This window comes from Flavisolibacter ginsengiterrae DSM 18136, from assembly GCF_059568575.1.
Map to the genome: position 1 here is coordinate 141453 of NZ_JCANTR010000006.1, position 17999 is coordinate 159451.

The 17999-nt window shown below is 38.8% G+C and carries 17 protein-coding genes; 5 read left to right on the forward strand and 12 right to left on the reverse strand.

Going from position 1 to position 17999, the window contains the following annotated elements; all coding sequences use genetic code 11:
• Nucleotides 1–3 precede the first annotated feature (3 nt).
• The gene (locus tag BP74_RS08520) at nucleotides 4–1197 is read left to right on the forward strand and encodes a glycosyltransferase family 2 protein (protein ID WP_496373053.1); all 1194 of its coding nucleotides are present in this window, start codon (nucleotides 4–6) and stop codon (nucleotides 1195–1197) included.
• Nucleotides 1187–2428: a glycosyltransferase family 2 protein gene (locus tag BP74_RS08525; RefSeq protein WP_496373055.1), complete on the forward strand. Its 1242-nt coding sequence runs from the start codon at nucleotides 1187–1189 to the stop codon at nucleotides 2426–2428. Before BP74_RS08520 ends, BP74_RS08525 begins: the two co-directional genes overlap by 11 nt.
• 20 nt (nucleotides 2429–2448) lie before the next feature.
• On the opposite strand, the gene BP74_RS08530 is transcribed toward BP74_RS08525, so the two are convergent.
• The gene (locus BP74_RS08530; protein WP_496373057.1) at nucleotides 2449–3114 is read right to left on the reverse strand and encodes a nucleotidyltransferase family protein; all 666 of its coding nucleotides are present in this window, start codon (nucleotides 3112–3114) and stop codon (nucleotides 2449–2451) included.
• Nucleotides 3111–4064 carry a polysaccharide biosynthesis protein gene (locus BP74_RS08535; RefSeq protein WP_496373059.1) on the reverse strand — a complete coding sequence of 318 codons (954 nt, stop codon included), beginning with the start codon at nucleotides 4062–4064 and terminating at the stop codon, nucleotides 3111–3113. The genes BP74_RS08530 and BP74_RS08535 overlap by 4 nt, the downstream gene beginning before the upstream one ends.
• 130 nt (nucleotides 4065–4194) lie before the next feature.
• On the opposite strand from BP74_RS08535, the gene BP74_RS08540 reads away from it, so the two are divergent.
• Nucleotides 4195–5385, forward strand: a complete 1191-nt coding sequence (locus BP74_RS08540) for a glycosyltransferase family 2 protein (RefSeq protein ID WP_496373061.1) — start codon at nucleotides 4195–4197, stop codon at nucleotides 5383–5385.
• Between the two features lie 15 nt (nucleotides 5386–5400).
• Here BP74_RS08540 and BP74_RS08545 read toward each other — a convergent pair whose 3' ends face one another.
• Entirely contained in the window at nucleotides 5401–6600 is a 1200-nt protein-coding gene (locus BP74_RS08545; RefSeq protein WP_496373063.1) for an acyloxyacyl hydrolase, read from the reverse strand.
• A 679-nt stretch (nucleotides 6601–7279) separates the two neighbouring features.
• Between BP74_RS08545 and ligD the strand changes: the two genes are divergently transcribed.
• Nucleotides 7280–9382: a DNA ligase D gene (ligD, locus tag BP74_RS08550; RefSeq protein ID WP_496373065.1), complete on the forward strand. Its 2103-nt coding sequence runs from the start codon at nucleotides 7280–7282 to the stop codon at nucleotides 9380–9382.
• Between the two features lie 110 nt (nucleotides 9383–9492).
• Nucleotides 9493–9792, forward strand: a complete 300-nt coding sequence (trxA, locus tag BP74_RS08555; RefSeq protein ID WP_496373067.1) for a thioredoxin — start codon at nucleotides 9493–9495, stop codon at nucleotides 9790–9792.
• On the opposite strand, the gene BP74_RS08560 is transcribed toward trxA, so the two are convergent.
• The 9 genes from BP74_RS08560 to BP74_RS08600 all read right to left on the reverse strand — a co-directional run bounded on the left by BP74_RS08560 (nucleotide 9789) and on the right by BP74_RS08600 (nucleotide 17832).
• A complete protein-coding gene (locus BP74_RS08560; protein WP_496373069.1) occupies nucleotides 9789–10919 on the reverse strand; it encodes a lycopene cyclase family protein in 1131 nt (376 codons plus the stop codon). The genes trxA and BP74_RS08560 overlap by 4 nt on opposite strands.
• A gap of 73 nt (nucleotides 10920–10992) precedes the next feature.
• On the reverse strand, nucleotides 10993–11496 hold the full coding sequence (locus BP74_RS08565) for a sterol desaturase family protein (RefSeq protein ID WP_496373071.1): 504 nt from the start codon (nucleotides 11494–11496) through the stop codon (nucleotides 10993–10995).
• Entirely contained in the window at nucleotides 11493–12047 is a 555-nt protein-coding gene (gene idi, locus BP74_RS08570; RefSeq protein WP_496373073.1) for an isopentenyl-diphosphate Delta-isomerase, read from the reverse strand. Before idi ends, BP74_RS08565 begins: the two co-directional genes overlap by 4 nt.
• Entirely contained in the window at nucleotides 12044–12886 is an 843-nt protein-coding gene (locus BP74_RS08575; RefSeq protein ID WP_496373075.1) for a phytoene/squalene synthase family protein, read from the reverse strand. Before BP74_RS08575 ends, idi begins: the two co-directional genes overlap by 4 nt.
• Nucleotides 12887–12889: 3 nt before the next feature.
• Complete coding sequence (gene crtID, locus BP74_RS08580) at nucleotides 12890–14365, reverse strand: bifunctional phytoene desaturase/3,4-desaturase (protein WP_496373077.1); 1476 nt, start codon at nucleotides 14363–14365, stop codon at nucleotides 12890–12892.
• Nucleotides 14362–14841, reverse strand: a complete 480-nt coding sequence (locus BP74_RS08585; protein ID WP_496373079.1) for an RNA polymerase sigma factor — start codon at nucleotides 14839–14841, stop codon at nucleotides 14362–14364. Before BP74_RS08585 ends, crtID begins: the two co-directional genes overlap by 4 nt.
• Before the next feature lie 75 nt (nucleotides 14842–14916).
• Entirely contained in the window at nucleotides 14917–15795 is an 879-nt protein-coding gene (locus tag BP74_RS08590) for a MerR family transcriptional regulator (protein ID WP_496373081.1), read from the reverse strand.
• A gap of 103 nt (nucleotides 15796–15898) precedes the next feature.
• Entirely contained in the window at nucleotides 15899–16633 is a 735-nt protein-coding gene (locus tag BP74_RS08595; protein ID WP_496373083.1) for a tyrosine-protein phosphatase, read from the reverse strand.
• Nucleotides 16634–16635: 2 nt separating this feature from the next.
• Complete coding sequence (locus tag BP74_RS08600) at nucleotides 16636–17832, reverse strand: glycosyltransferase (protein ID WP_496373085.1); 1197 nt, start codon at nucleotides 17830–17832, stop codon at nucleotides 16636–16638.
• Nucleotides 17833–17999 lie beyond the last annotated feature (167 nt).

Consider the following 17999-nt stretch of genomic DNA (forward strand, 5'->3'; position numbering starts at 1 on the left):
TCAATGCCAACTGCTGTACTAGACCTGGAACTTACTAAACTGCCTCCGGTAATTACTGTACAAGAGCATTATACCCATGCATTTATATTAATGCGCTATAAAGGAAAGCCGGTAGGAAAGATCACATTACCTGTTACCGGGGGATGCCTGAAAACAGAAGAATATACTGAGCAAATGTTGACCAGTGCTGAAGCAATGGTGAAAAAAACTTTTTTACATAATTACCTTCAATGGGATAAGACAGACCTGGTAGACTTTGTACCGCACAAAGCTACTGTAGCCATTTGTACAAGGAACAGAACTGAAGATCTGAAACGATGCCTGGAAGCTTTAATGCTACTGCCGGATGATGGGCAAGAGATCCTCGTTATTGATAACGCCCCTTCAACTGAGGATACTAAAATATTAGTACAGTCCTACCCTTCTGTACGCTATGTACTTGAGCCGAGGACAGGTTTGGATATTGCCAGGAACAGGGCTCTTAAGGAAGCTACCAATGAGATCGTAGCATTTACAGATGATGATGCCGTGCCCGACCCTATGTGGTTACGAGCGCTGGTTAAAAATTTTAATACGCCTCTTGTCATGTGTGTGACGGGCATGACCATGCCATTGGAACTGGAAACAGAAGCACAGGAGCTTTTTGAAAGGTATTCGCCCTTTGGCAAGGGATTTAAAAGAAAAAAATATACCCATAATTCCAACAATCCATTACAAACAGGGGAGGTAGGTGCGGGAGCTAATATGGCTTTTCGAAAATCCGTGATGCAGGCGGTAGGCTATTTTGATGAAGCTTTGGATGCAGGAACTCCTACAGAATCGGGTGGAGATCATGAATTTTTTGCGAGGATACTTATAAAGGGCTACCAGATCATTTATGAGCCGGAAGCCATTAGCTGGCACAGGCATAGGCGCACCATGAAAGAAACCTATAAAGCCATCAGGGGCTATGGAATTGGAGTATATGCTTTCTGGACAAGATTACTGGTAAAGGAAAAAGAATGGGGCATATTAAAAATGCCATATGCCTGGTTCTTGCATACACAGTTACCCAATCTTTGGAAATCTATTTTAAGAAGACCGGGGAGATATCCCCTGCCACTGTTACTTGCAGAAATCGAAGGATGTGTATTAGGACCATGGAAATTTATCAAATCGGACAAACAAAAAAAACAGGCTGTAAGAAATGATAAATGATACCCTACAGGTAAGCGTTATTATTCCTACCCATAATCGTGCAGGGTCTATTAAAAGATTGCTCGATAAATTAGGTAAGCAGACCTTTCCATTGTCACAAATGGAAGTGATAGTAGTGGCCAATAGTTGCAGTGATACGACGATAGAAGTTTTGAAACAATACGAAGCACCCTATACATTTCAATATGCCGAAACAAATGGTCCAGGACCAGCAGTGCCAAGGAATAAAGGCGCTTCTCTTGCATCGGGATCGATTTTAATTTTTTTAGATGATGATATAGACCCCTCCCCTTCATTAGTGCAGGCACATGTATCTGCACACACTGATCCATTGATAGTAGTTATGGGATATCTTCCGTTGACCATGCCCCTGAAACCCGATTTCTTCCGTTTGAATCTAAGAGCCTGGTGGGAAAAGAAATTCTATCAAATGCGGGTCAGGGGATACAGGTTTTGTTATGAAGATCTGTTGAGTGGTAATTTCTCTGTTTCTGCTACATTATTCAGGCAAGCAGGAGGGTTCATTACTACATTCACTTGTCGCGATGATTATGAGTTGGGTATGAGGTTATTGCAATTGGGTGCACAATTCAGGTTTTCTAAAGATGCCTGGGGCTACCATTGTGACGAGGTAACTAATTTATATCACTCTTTAAGAAGGAAGAGAGAGGAAGGACGCACCGATGTAAAATTATGGAGGTTACATCCGGGCATTCAAAATGAATTGCAAAAAGAATATACGTCAAAAGGATACGATTTCCTTCAATCCAAAACAGCATTCCTGCTTATACATTGGCCAACGATCATGGAAAGAATAATTTGGGGGCTTGAAAAATTACTTCCTATCCTTGAACAAGTAAAAATGCGGTATCGGTGGGAAAAGCTGAGTTATAAAATACATACCTATTGGTATTACCGGGGCCTGCTTGATGAATTAGGCACAAAAGAAAACTTAAAAACTTATCTGAATCATTTTCCTGAGGAGAGCAAAGGCGAGCCGCTGGAAATTGATCTGCATATGGGCCTTTGTGAAGCAGAAAGAATACTTGATGACAGGAAGCCTTCCAGCCTCCTGATAAAATTTAATAACCAGGTTATTGGAGAAATACCATTTAAAGGTGGATCTGAACCTATACAAGGTATTCACTTGAGAAGAATGCTGGCCAAACAATTATCAAAGCCCTTATTAAAAGCTTTGTCGTTGGAACAATTAAAAGAAAATAAGTTATAGTGATTAGTATTCCCTGGTTATTATTTCAACCGTTGTAATTGTTCTACGGTATCTACTGCAAACCATTTTGAAGGAAGGGTGTAACTACAGTACAATTCATTCTTTGCAATAAGGCTACTCCACAGTTCATAAAAGTTTTCAACCGGTGGGACCAGGCGGTTTATTTTACCAGGATTTAACACCTGTATACCGGAGCAGTAAGTTTCAGATGTTTCATGCCTTGATATTTTTTTTACCACATTATGCTCATGGAAAATATAATCACCTTCAAGCCCTTCCACAGGCTTTACAGGAACCACCATACATGCAGGGCTATCAAAAGAAAAATATTCTTTAGATAAAGTTTCAAAATCAAGGTCAGTGACATTATCACAGGTCAATACAAAGATGGGCTCATCAAGATGCTTTAAAAGCGTATTAAATATCCACCAGGCATTATCGTGACCTTCAGTATTTAATATACCTGTTACATTATGCTCTATTACATGCTTAGCCAGCATAGCCCCTTTATAGCCTACAGTAATATAAATATTGGGGATATGTTGCCTTATTTTATCAATACCTATTGCGATCAAAGTGCTTCCATTGTATGGCACCATAGCCTTAGGAACAATGTCCGTCAGGGGCATCAGTCGCATGCCCCTGCCTGCAGCCATAATAATTGCATAATTGATCATCGGGTTCATACTTCTTCCATTGGCGGATTATTAATAATGGCCAGTATTTCAGCCTCAGATAGTTTATCTGTATTGGCTGAGGACAAACCAAAAGAAACAGGTTTGGCAACTTTTTCATTGAAGGAGATCAGGTAGTGGGGAATGCCATCATAATTCACCTCCTCGGTGTAAGGCAATTCCAGGTCCCCTATTAAAAATTCATCATCCCTTTCGCCAGGCCGGCCTTCAATTTTTTCATACCGGCCACCTTTTTCCCGGGTCCAGACCTTTAGAATATCTTCTATACGGGCAGCTTTCATTTTTCTTGAAAGTACCTTCCCCTGCACTTGATCCATGTGGTTCAAGGCAGTTATAACCAGGTTTACAGCTTCATCCACGGTAAAGAAAAACCTGCGCATTTCAGGGCCCGTTGTTCCGATAACCCCTGTCTCTTCCAGCATTTTTTTCCAGATTGGGAAAACCGAGCCTGTGGACCATGCTACATTTCCATAACGAACACAGGTAAACTTTGTTTCAGATTTATCATTTAAAGAGCAATAGACTCTTTCCATTAAGGCTTTGCTTAATCCATAAGTATTGCGAACGGGGGGTGCCGCCTTATCAGTAGAGATACCAATTACCTTTAGAACGCCCAGTTCCATTGCCACCCGGGCTACATTCTGAGATCCGACCACATTAACATCCACGCATTCCATAGGAAATTTTTCTGCCAGGTCAACGAATTTGGTAGCAGCAGCATGGATAACGACCTGGGGCTTGAATTCACGAAAAGCATCACGAACGGATTCAATATTAGAAACGTCCATTGGAGCCATTTCACAACCGGTAAATTTTTTGGCTGAAAGATTTTGTTTATTATTCCTTCCTGTCAATATGATCCTATACCTGTCTTTCAATTTCAAAGCAAGGCGTTTACCTAAAAATCCTGTTCCACCGGTTATTAAAATCGTTTCTTTCATTAGTTCTTCGAATATTATATATTTCTGCCTGTAAATAAAGATTGAAAAATTGGATTTTGCCAGTTTAAGTTAGTTTTATTTACCAACTATATTGTTTTCATTAGCATTCTAATTTTACTGGTATAATTGTATGGCCACCAAACTGCTGGAAATTGATTTATCTGAAGGTATAACTGATTTGATCATTGATGATCAATTTGAACATTACAGGATATTGATCCGCACTGAAAGGCAGCCTATTGGATGGATCAGTTTTGCAGGAAAAGAAAAAGAAAAAATCACAGCAGCAGAAATAGAATCAGCTATAATCCAACAAATTTCTCCAGCAGTAATACATACGGCTTTAGATAAAACAATAAGAACATCTGAACTACCCGAACTACCCACCTCGGGAATAAGTATTGTTGTGTGCACAAGGGATAGAACCGCTCAACTAAAAAATTGCCTGGCCTCATTGATAGAATCTGATTATGAGAATTACGAGATAATTGTTATTGACAATGCCCCTTCAAATGATGCAACACTTCATTTATGTAAGAGCTATCCTGTAAAGTATACCAGGGAAATTAAACCTGGTCTGGACCGTGCCCGGAACCGGGGAATCCAGGAGTCATCGAATGAAATCATAGCTTTTACAGATGATGATGTAAAAGTTGATAAATACTGGCTGCAATCTATCAACAAAATATTCTCCAATAAGGAGGTAATGGGTGCCAGCGGTTATGTTGCACCTGCCGAATTAGAAACACCTGCCCAGAAACTGTTTGAATTTGGATATGGCGGAATGGGACATGGATTCAGGCGTCGTTTTATTCATAAAGAAAGAATTTCCAGGCAGGAACTTTTTTGGGCAAGTAGTTTTGGTATAGGCGCCAATATGGCTTTTAGAAAAGACACATTTTTAAACTGTGGCATGTTTCATACAGGGCTTGATGTGGGAACTCCGAGTCATGGTGGAGGAGATATTGAAATGTTTCACAGAATCGTATCAAGAGGATATCTTTTTGTGTATGAGCCTTCCATGATGGTATGGCATTTTCACAGGAAAACGGAAGCTCAGTTAAAAAAGCAAGTGTATGATAATGGGAGAAGCTTCGGATGCTACATCATCCATTGCATTAAGAAATCATCTTTAAATGCTCCTGATATATTGTATTTCTTTTTTAAAGAATGGTTTTATAAATGGAATGTCAGGAATTTGCTATCTCCTCATAAAATTCCAAGAAAATACAGTTTGCAGGAATTAAAAGGCATGCTGTCAAGTCCTATGGCCTATTACGAAACCATGAAGTGGAATAAAAAAACAAGTGTGGGCGAATGATTTTAAAGTTCTCCACTAAAACGCATATCCCAGCGTGAAAGTAAGCGGGATCTTCACACCAGCATTTTCTGTAAATATGTTACCATTAGAATAATGATTGATGTTCACTTCAGCATTGACATGCCTGTTCTTGCCTGTGAATAAACCAATACCCATAAAATCCTGGAAGGTGAAATGTCTTCCTGACTTACTACCATCTATAGTAAGCTTCGAAATATAACTGGGCCCTGCCATTGAATAAAAAACATAGAAGTCAACAGGCTTTGTACGAACAACGTTGAATTGAAATATCGGTGATAGCGCCAGTGTATAGAATTCATCTTTATTCAATTTACTTCTCCACCACGAGGCACTCGTTCCTATATTTAATGCGAACACCTTCCCCGTATGATACACATTCCGCTGGTACCTAAAGGTTATCCCTTTTTCAATTTCAATGCCCCCACCCCAGAAGATGGGAATTGTTTTAGAGGTAAAATTATTGATGTTATAACCAAGGGAATTGGTTGTTATCCCTAGCTGAATCATATTATGCGGGAATATATATCCCTCCTGCTGTGCCTGCCGCACCCGTTCATCAGATAGTGGACGCATATTGTAACGGAAGCCTGCAGAATAATAAATGGTGTGTGGTTGATTTTCCTTGATACTACCAGGCGCATATGATGTGCCCAATAAAAAATCCCAACGGCGATTCGCATGCAATTCCAAACCACTGCCAAGAAAGACAGTGCCATAACTGGCATTTTTAACTACAGGCTTCTCATTGATCATAAAGCCTTTCCTTGTTACAATTCCCAGACCCGCTTCTCCATACAGTGCAAGTTTTTTCCCCAATGGCAGTTGGCCTTTTGCAGATAATGTTCCAAAATGCATCCATACATGATGATCCTGTTTATCCCCATTGATGTTTTTGTAGGCTACATATTTTACGGGACGCATGTAGCTAACCTGGGCCGACAGGTATTTATTGAACTGATGACCCAATAGTACAATTCTTACCGCAGTGTGAGGCACTTCTATAGATTCAACCTGGTTTCCCTGCTCTAATTGAGCAGTGGAAAACGGATAATCAATATATCCTATGTTGACATTAAAATAGGAATTAGACAAGAAGGAAGGATATTGTGTTCGTTTGTCCTGTGCTTTTACAAATAGTGAGCAAGTTATTGCCAGGAAAAAACAAAATATTGGACTATTTAATTTTTGACTCATGAAAGGGTTTATCATTTTTACAGACTTCAATTATACACTTTTTATACCTAGGATAGGGGTTCCAATAAAATAGTTTTGATTTTTTCAATAGACTTTAAACACTATTTGCTGTTCAAGTTATTCACATCGTAAATTTCCTATTGCATAGATAAAAATCAGCTATTAGGTTTACATCAGCTACTGACCGTACCCATCTCCTACTGAAATTCCCTTAGAACAATTTATCGTTCCTGTTTTTTGAACTAGACCAATTCCTTAAAAGAAAAATCATAGCGTCCATTTTCCTATGGAGTATTACTATTAATCACTCTTAAACGCTACCGCTATGAATCAAAAACAAATTCAAAAAGATCACGGCAAAGAGCTGTATCACACTGTAATTTTTCTTATTACACTTCTAAGTGTTCTCTGGTATTTAAATGTTTAAATTTCAACTCTCATAAAGTAAAAAACCCCTTTTATTTAAAAGGGGTTTCGTTTTTATTATTCTATTAATTCTTATATGCTGCCTGTTGTAAACCAATACAATAATATGGTTATGCACAATGTTACCTCACAAAATGTGCAATGATGTGGATACTGGTGGATAATTCATAAATCACTAATAAATAAACAATTATAACGTTTAACTAAAGTAAGCACTAGCAACTGGCATTTGTTTTTTGTAACTATATAGTATATGAGCCAACCCAGGAATAAATTGCGCACTCCCAAGCAATCGTCTCAATCTTTAAGTAAGCCATTAAAAAAATTACCTGCTAAAAAGAAGGGTCCCAAGGGTAAAAAAAATACTTCAATCTCTATTGATCTTCATGGCGGCAAAAAAAACCTGGCCAGTGTTATAGAAATCGAAAAAAGAAAACTATCCAATTCAAGGGCCAGTAAAATGCCCCATGATATAAAGCCAATGCTGGCCACACTGGTTGATGAACCGTTTAATGATGAAGACTGGCAATTCGAATTAAAGCTGGATGGTTACCGTTGCCTGAGTTATTTAAAAGATGGCCATGTCGATATCAGGTCCCGGAACAATAATTCTTTCAATACAAAATTTGAAACAGTTCATAATGCTCTTGCGGAGTGGAAAATTAATGCGGTAATAGACGGAGAAGTAGTTGTGTTGAATGAGTCAGGCGTTCCCGATTTCAATGGCATTCAATTATGGGAAAAGAAAAAGGAAGGGCAACTGGTATATTATGTTTTTGACCTGCTCTGGCTCGATGGCTTAAATATAATGGAGGAACCATTGCACCTAAGACAGGAAATTTTAAAAAAGATAATTCCTGAAAATAGTATCATTCGTTTCAGTGATCATATAGATGCAATTGGAATTGACTTTTTTGAAATTGCCCGGGAAAATAACCTTGAGGGTATCATTGCCAAGAAAAAAGATTCAAGTTATATTCCTGATTCACGAAGCAAAACATGGCTTAAGATAAAAGCAGAACAAAGACACGAGGCCATCATTTGTGGTTATACCAAAAAAAGAGATTCTGACAGGCTTTTTAGTTCACTAATCCTGGGAGTATATGAAAAGGATAAGTTGGTATTTATTGGACAGGCTGGTACTGGATTCACGCAGCAAGGGCAACAAGAGCTTGTGAAAAGGATGAAACCTCACATTACCAGGAATTGCCCTTTTAACAAGGAACCTGGATTAAGTGATGCAGTTGTATGGTTAAAGCCATTCCTTGTGGGTGAAGTGAAGTATACAGAGCTAACACCAGAAGGGATCATGCGCCATGCCTCCTTCCAGGGATTGAGAGAAGATAAGGTAGCTTTTGAATTAAATAATGAACTGGAACAAAATACCAGCGAAATAGTTTCAAAACCAGAGGAGGATCAACTCCGAGGTTTACTGGTTTTACCAGAGGAAAAAGAAAAAAAGGCCATTATTGATGGACATGATCTGAAACTGACCAACCTCGATAAGATCTTCTGGACAAAAGAGAAGATCACAAAGGGTGACCTGATCAATTACTATTTCAGGATGGAAGAATATATCATGCCCTACCTGTTAGACCGGCCACAATCACTCAACCGCTACCCAAATGGTATTGAAGGCAAAAGCTTCTACCATAAAAACATGGGTGAACATATTGATAAATGGATCAAAACCTTTGAACGCATCAGTGATTCTTCAGGTCCTAAAAACTTTTTGATCTGCACCAATATAGCCTCACTCATTTATATGGTTAATCTTGGATGCATAGAAATCAATCCATGGCATTCAAGGATTCAAAAGCCTAACAACCCGGATTGGTGCGTGATCGACCTGGATCCGGGTGATATCAGTTTTGAAAAAATAATTGAAACAGCAATTGTTGTCAAAAAAGTATTGGATTCTTTACAAATACCCTCTTACCCGAAAACATCAGGCTCTACCGGAATTCACATTTATATCCCTTTGGGTGGTAAATACAATTATGAGCAGTCCAAACAATTGGCAGAGTTGATAGCGAATGTGGTTCATGAAGAACTGCCTGCTTTTACCAGCCTGGTACGCAGCCCACAAAAACGCCTCGATAAGATTTACATAGACTATCTTCAAAACAGGCCCATACAAACTATCTGTTCCCCTTATTCAGTCCGACCCAAGCCCGGAGCTACAGTATCAACCCCCTTACATTGGGATGAGGTCAGAAAAGGACTTAAGACTTCTAATTTTACGATGAAAAATATTTTTGAAAGATTAAGGTCGGAAGGAGATCTTTTTACAGGGGTTTTGGGAAAAGGAATCGATCTCAATAAAATTTTGAAAGGCCTTTCAAACCTCATCTAGAATATATTCAAAGATTTTGTTCCTCTATGACTGAATAGCAATCTGGGCGACTTATTGACAAGTTTTTACGGCTTGGTACACTATATGATACATTTCTACTTAAAAACTATATGTCCAGTTTCCAGGAAGTGATCCAATCAGGTAAGCCGGTTTTAGTTGATTTCTTTGCCGAATGGTGTGGTCCCTGCAAAATGATGGCTCCCATTCTAAAACAAACCAAGGAGGCATTAGGAGATAAGGCCACAATCATTAAGATTGATATTGATAAAAATCAACAGGCAGCTGAGCAATTCCAAATAAGAGGTGTGCCTACACTTATACTTTTTAAAGATGGCCAGGTTAAATGGCGGCAATCGGGAGTGGTGCCTGCCAATACATTAGTACAGGTTATCAACCAGCATAGTAATTAAATGATTTGATTAACAGCCGCTTTCAGGAATGGCCAGGTGGGAAGCGTAGCTATTATTTTTAATTCCTCAGTTAAAGAACTCTCGTTATCTAGAAACTTCAATACAGAAGGTGTTGTATTCTTTTTAAAGAGGTCTGTAAATACCTTTTTTCCGGAAAGAGTATTATTAAATAAAATATTCAATAGTACACTATCGTAAAAAGTAAATCTTGCATGTACTTTTTTGCCAACCGGCTCCTCATTTTTTAATAACTGCTGTACAATATCGTGACTTTGTTTTTGAATAGATCGAAAAGTATAGCCACTTGATCCCTTGGTGCGGCCACCTGCCGTACCAATATTGATAATATTATTTTGGCGGGAAGGAAAGTTGAAATTAGTCATGGGGATCACTCCAAATTCTTCTTCACTGATTTTATAGGATTTGATTTGCAAAATGTTATGAATGTATTCTTCCAATTGCTGGTCATACTCCGGTTGAGATAAAAGAGACTTGCTAAAAAGGGTATATTCAACAACAGCTTTTTTAGAACTGAGAGGCAGGATATAACAAAATGTAGTTCCATTTTGCTGACGGGGCCTAAAGTCCATTAAGGTAGCCCTGTCTTCATCAAATTCATCCTGTTCAGTTTCAATGATCCAACCTTTAAAATGTTGCAATAGCCAGTATTGCCTGGCTGTTAACTGTGGTTTTTCAAACAAGATGCTGTTGAAAACATATCCGGCATAAATCGGATTACCATTTACAATTATTCCTGTATTTTCTTCACTAAACACCTTATTGACTCCTTCAAAGCGGATGATAAAATTTGGATGTTTGCTAATTTCTTCAAGGCAATAACTATAGAAGTCTATGCCCCGGATCATTTTATACGTGTATGGATTTAGATGCAGTTCATCATCAAAACCTTCACCAATGAATGATACTTTTTCCCATTCCTTGTATACTATGGACTCAAAAAGACCTTTGTTTTTTTCCCAAAAACACCAGGTGCGATCATTGGACCTTTTAGAATCCTTATCTATCAATAATATTTTTTTGTCTGCAAATCTTCCGGAATGAATGATATGCATTGCAAGACTTAATCCTGCGCATCCTGCACCGGAAATAATGTAATCATATTGCAAGGGTGGTTTCAGATCTGGAGATAAATAAATTAAAGCCTAATAAGTCAATACGAATCTAAATAAGTAAATGGTGCTACTGTTCCGGGGCATAGCTCACCTTTTTTGCCGCCATTAATTGCCTGTCTTTCCTAACCTTTTCCCAATACTTTTTATGAACCAGCAACATACCAAAACTTTCCCCCTGCTCTTTACTCAAATGCTTGTGGTGCATTTTATGGGCCCATTTTATGGCCCGGACATATGTATTACGGCTTTTGGAAAACCATTTAAACCGCTGGTGGATAATGACATCATGCACAATAAAATAGGCCGCCCCGTAAGCCATGATCCCAAAACCAATAGCCTGGCACCACCAAACAGAATTGAGTGTACCTGTCAATATTAATAAGATGCTTGGGACGGCAAAAATGACAAAGAACCAATCATTCTTCTCAAAAAAACCAGGCTCTTTCTGGTGGTGGTCCTTATGAAGCACCCAAAGGATCCCATGCATGATGTAGCGGTGGGTTAACCAGGTTATACCTTCCATACAAAGAAAAGTACCCAATACAACCAATATGTATAAAAACGCCGTCATTCTATTGGAATATTTGCATTGACATTATCATATTTTCCCTTCCACCATTTTTCAATCCTGGGAAAAGCTATTTTAAACCATGAAGTATAATTTGAAGGATTGGTTTCTATATCTTTTTTTATATCCGCCATTTTCCTGTAATCCACATTGGCGACTTCTGATTCATTGGGAATAATATCATTTACATATTCACCCGCAAATACATGATCGTATTCGTGTTCGATCAAATTATTTTCTACTTCAGCCTTATACATAAAAGAAAATATTTCATGGATACCAGTGACAAAACCAAGCTCTTCTTTTAGTCTTCTTTGAGCTGCATTATGCGCATTTTCACCTGGATAAGGATGGCTGCAGCAGGTATTGGTCCATAGAAGGGCGCCATGGTATTTATTTAAAGCCCTTTGCTGTAAAAGCATGCGACCCTGTTTATCAAAAATGAAAACACTGAAAGCCCTGTGCAAAAGGCCTTTCCTGTGTGCTTCCATTTTTTCCATGGTGCCTACTTCTTCATCCAGTTCATTTACTAATATGACTTCGTGGGTAATCATTCTATCAAACGTAATCCATTTTTTACACTCGCCCTTAATATGATAAATGCTTTTTGGTAGTTAGGGATACGTATCCGTTGCCGTAATATTTCCTTATGATGAATGGCCCTGATCTTTTTAAAAAGTGAATAATAATATTTGTAAGCAACATATACACCAAACCTTGCTTTTATAGGCAAGAATAGTATTCCCTGGTAAGCGTTTTTAAAATCCAGGGCAATATCTTCTTCTATTTTCACCTTATCCTTTTCAGTAAAATTATGAAAATCGCATCCCGGGAAGTACAGCCTTGAGAGATCATTAAAGTCGTATTGGATATCCCTGAGAAAGTTTACTTTCTGAAATGCCGCTCCCAATGCCCGAGCGTGGAATTTCAATTTTTCATATTGGCTGGTATTCCCTTCGCAAAATACATACAGGCACATGAGACCAACTACTTCTGCGGATCCATAAATATATTCCTCATAACCCTGCCTGTCATAGTTATTCTGCGTAAGATCGGATTCCATACTTCTAAAGAAGGCATGTATCAATTGCTGATCAATAGCATATTGGTTCACCGTTTTTTGGAAGCTATTTAAAATGGGATTCAGGCTTATACCTTTTTCAATGGCATCAAATGTTTCAGCTTTGAACTGATCCAACAGTACTATTTTGTTATGTTGATGAAACGTATCAACTATCTCATCGGCAAAACGCACAAATCCATATATATTATATATGGGCACCCTGAGGTCTTTATGCAATAACTGGATGGCTGAAGAAAAAGACGTGCTGTAATTTTCAGTCACAACTTTACTGCAATCATAACTCACCTTGTGAAATAAGTCTATAGTCATAGATCAGTTCTTAAAGGCTTTAATAACTTGTTTAGAAACAACTTCCCCACTGATGAGACTTGGTGGCACCCCGGGGCCAGGCACTGTGAATTGACCTGTGTAGAAAAGATTCTTAACTTTTTTACTTTGACAGGAAGGTTTGAAAATGGCTGTCTGGCTTAATATATTGGCCAATCCATAAGCATTTCCCTTATAGGAATTATAATCATTCTTAAAGTCAGACACAGAATAAGATCTTTTATAAATAATTGCATCAGCTATAGACTGGCCAGTATGCTTTTCTAATCTTTTCAATACTTTCTGAAAATAGATTTCCCTTAATTCTTCCGTATCATTTTCAAGACCCGATGCCACAGGAATAAGCAGAACAAGGTTTTCACATCCCTCAGGAGCCACCGTATCATCGGTTTTAGAAGAAACACTTAGATAAAACAATGGTTCATCTGGCCATTGAGGATCAGCATAAATCTGCGTAGCATGCTGATCAAATTCAACATCAAAAAATAATGAATGATGTAAAACGTTATCCATTCTTTTATTAATTCCTACATAATATAAAAGACAGGATGGCGCCAGCACTTTTTTATTCCAATATTGGTCTGTATAATTTCTGTATGCGGCAGGAAGTAAAGTTGAATCAGTGAACTGGTAATCCGCTCCACTTATGATTGCATCCGCCACATATTCGCCTTTATCCGTTAGCAGTTTTTTTGCAGCACCTTTTTCAATTATGATTTGTTCCGCACTTTCGTTATATCTAAAAACAACTCCCAGCTCTTCAGCCAGTTTCCTCATGCCTTCCACAATGGAGAACATTCCTTTATCAGGATACCAGGTTCCCCCAATTATGTCGGCATAATTCATCAAACTATATAGAGCAGGCGTATTTTGAGGTAAAGCTCCCAGGAATAAAATGGGAAATTCCATCAATTGCCTAAGCCTGGGATTTTTAAAAAATTTAGATACATGCGATTTGATAGAAGTAAATACATCCAGCTTCAGGGCATTCTTAATTATTTTCCAGTCAAGGAATTCTGTTACTGACTGCCCGGGTTTATAGACCAGGTCCTGGATCCCGATTTCATATTTTAATGATGCCTCTTTAAGGTATTGATCCAACATAGCTCCACTTCCGTTTTCCATGCTTTCAAATAAGCTTCGAAACTCTTCATAGTTAGCCGGAATGTTGGTGTGTGTATCGGGCCAATAGACCCTATAGGATGGATCCAGTCTCTGTAAGGAATAATAGTCCGTAACGTTCTTGCCGAACTGGCTAAAAAAGCGCTCGAAGACATCAGGCATCCAATACCAGCTTGGCCCCATATCAAAGGTGAACCCCTGTTCTTTTAGTTGTCGTGCCCTCCCCCCTGCCGTAGCATTTTTTTCAATAACTGTGACATTCCAGCCTGCCTTAGCCATGAAGGCAGCTGCTGACAGACCAGAGAATCCTGCTCCTATTATTATAACAGATTTGCTCAACGTTCAACTTGTTTTTGTAAATGCTTTTTCGCGAAGTGTATACGGCTTTTGATAGTTCCAATAGGTTCGTTAAGGGCAACGGCTATTTCATGGTACTTATAGCCCTGTAAATACAGTTGGCAGGCTGTTTTAAAGATAGCAGGTAATTCATGAATACTGTTATTTATTTCCCTTAGCCTGACATTGAGCTCAGAAGAAAATCCATATGCCGACTGGGAGTATTTAACAGTATCCATAACCAGTTTTTTACGTCCTTCCCTCCTGTACTCGTTTATGAAAATATTCCGCATAATGGTGAACAACCAGGCTTTTATATTGGTACCCGGATGATATTTATCCCTATAAGCAAAAGCTTTGTAGAGTGTTTCCTGGCAAAGATCTTTAGCTGTTTCATGGTCTTTTGTAAGTGAGATAGCAAATGGTCTAAGACCTTCAGTGTTGTTCAAAACCAATGAATTGAATTCCTGAATACCCATCTTGTTTAATTTATTATACTACAAACTTAAACAATATTTTGTTTAAAACAATAGCATAATTTATTAAACAAATAATTAGCCTAAGGATTCCACATAGCTCAAAACAGATGTAATCGATTGAAAATAAGTAACATTAGACTGGGGAGTTGCCTTCATTCTTTGCACAGTGCTACCTGAGACAAGGATCTGGGCCGAGGGGGCCTGGAGATTAAGATGCTGAAGGTATTTTTGAAGATTTAACTGTAGGGGCAGTGAAGTTAGATGCAGGTATAGGTATTGGGGAGCAACCAGTTTAAAAAGATAGCTAACATCTTTTAAAGGCACATTGGCCCCTAAGTAGATGACTGATATATTCTTTTTACGCAATAAATAATAAACAAACAATAATCCCATTTCATGGTGTTCATTCTCTGGCAATAACAGGACAAACAAAGGGGATGTTCTCTGAACGAAAGGTAGATCATCAATTGCCCTTACTAATTTTTGCCGGATAATATTGGAAACTATATGTTCCTGGACCGGGATGATCTTATTGGTTTGCCATAAGATGCCCACCTTCTCCAAAAAACCCAGGATCAAAGTACTGATCGTTTTTTCAATCCCGTTTTCAGCTATGTAGTTATTCAGAGCCAGTTCAAACTCCATACTTTTAATATCGATCATATACCCTATCAACTCATTCACCAGGCCTTCTTCGTAAGCCTCTTTGCCTGGAAGTTGCAGAACCTCCCTTGCTCGTTGGTCGGGGTGCATCTCGTCGATCCTTGAGATCTTGTAGCCATACTTATTCAGGAGGGCGACGGTAAGCAGGGTTTTTAACTCCTCGTTATTATAGGTGCGAATGTTGGTCTGGGTACGAGAGGGCTTTAAAAAATGGTAACGTTGTTCCCAAATCCGAATGGTATGGGCTTTTATTCCAGAAAGAGACTCCAGTTCTTTAATGGTAAATGACATGATCTTAGTACAAACTAAATCAAGATTAGTTGAAATTTGGTTAGAATCCGCCTTTAAAACAATATCCTTTCGGATATTTTATATCTAACCTGCATACAACTATCTATAACAAGTGATTTTTGATGGAAGAAGATTCCATCAGCTTCCGCATCCAGGAAGCGGATTTCAGTTTTTGCAATCCTGCCATATGTCTTTCATGATGAAGGTCTGAACCGGCAAAATCATAATAGTCTTTTTTCAATAGGTACTCGGCTAATTCCTGGACAGAACTGCCATAATATCCTTGCAGTGACAAGAGGTTTAACTGGAACAGGCAACCGGCATTTCTGAGTTCATCAAACACTTCTCTTTTCCTGTTTAAATAACTATAGCGTTCGGGATGTGCAATCACGGGCTGGTAATTTTGCAATTGCATTTCAAAGAGCATTTCCTGCAAATCGAAAGGAGCGGAAAGCATTGAAAACTCCACCAGGACCATATTGCCACTTAGGGTTAACAAGGGCGTTTTATTTTTCAATAGCCCGTTGAAATGTTCATCCAAAAAGTATTCTGCTGCTACATCAATCTGAATATCGAGGCCAGCTTCCAGAACGGCAGATTTTAATCCGGCATATTTATCCAGGATAATTTCCCGGGTGTTTGGATATACATCCCAAAGTATGTGAGGCGTAGTGATTATTTTTTTATAACCCAAACTGGCAAACCCTTTTATAAGTTCAAGGGAGGTTTGTAAATCAGGGGATCCATCATCAATACCTGGTATGAGATGAGAATGCATATCGGTTTGCAACCAGCCCAGGTCTACAGAAGTATTTTCTTTTTTCCTGAAAAATAACATTCTTATCTTTTTTTCTTTTCGAGGAGTTGGTAGTAAAGTTGTGACATATCATTCATTAAACGCTGGTAACTAAATTTTTGCAATACATGTTTCGAACTATTACTGCCCATACGCATCCTTAATGCATCATCTTCCACCAATCGCAAAAGATGATCGCAATAGCTTTGGGTATCATTAACATCCGCCAGCAGTGCTGTTTCACCTTCGACAACGATATCGGCTATTCCACCAACCCTTGTTGACACCACCGCTTTATCAGCAGCCTGCGCCTCTATCAGGCTTACAGGTGTTCCTTCATTGAAGGAAGTGAGGCATACAATATCTAAACCTGCGTTGATCACATCAATATCACTCCTCCAGGATGTGAAAACTAATGGATGTAAATGTTCCCTGTCATTTTCAGTGGAGAAGGGAATGCCGGCTTCGTTAGCTACATTTTCCAGGTCTGCCCTTGTTTCTCCATCTCCAATAATGAGTGCTTTTATTTTCTTATTGCTTCTATCCAATACCTGTTTTATTGCCTTAAGAAATAAGTAATGATTTTTTACAGGCACCAGGCGGCCTATAATTCCTATGGCTATGGTATCATCATCAATAGAAAATTCCGCACGGAATTTCTTCCTCTTTTCATCTGTACCATTATGAAACCTATCCAAATCAAACCCCAATGGTATTACATGGAATTTATCATGAGGTGCGATTTTAAATTGCTGTACCAGCTCATTTTTCTGTTGATCACTAATGGCAATAATGGCGTCGCTCTTCCTGGCCAGGTAACGTTCTGTATTTATAAATACTTTACTCTTGATGGGGTTAAAATAAGAATGGAAAACATGTCCATGGAAGGTGTGCAATATGACCGGTACTTTAGAAGAAGAAGCGGCTAATCTTCCCAGGGCTCCGGGCTTGGCCGAGTGCGTGTGTACAATATCTGGTTTAAAACTTTTAATTAGTCTTTTTAATTCCTGGTAGGCAAAGAAATCACTTGCCGGGTTAATTGACCGTCCCATGCCTTTTATGGTCACATAATTGATCCCCAGCTGGTCAGCCAGGTAGGCTGCACTTTTCTCATGGTCTTCTTTTTCGCCCACCACTAAAATGGTCTCAAAATCGGGGGAAAGGTAGCGGGAAAGATAGGTGGCATTCAACACAGGACCACCCACTGCCAGGCGGTTTAAAATTCGAAGTACACGGGGCATCGGGCAAAGTTGCAGGAAAAAATTGAAGGAAAGCAAAGGGGTGGTTATGAGAAAATTAATGAAAGAGTTTTACTGCATGCACTTTAAACTTTTTGTAAGGTCATAATTATTCCAGGAAAACCAGAATCATAATTGTGCAGCTTTCAAACAGGGGTGGTCCGCCCCAT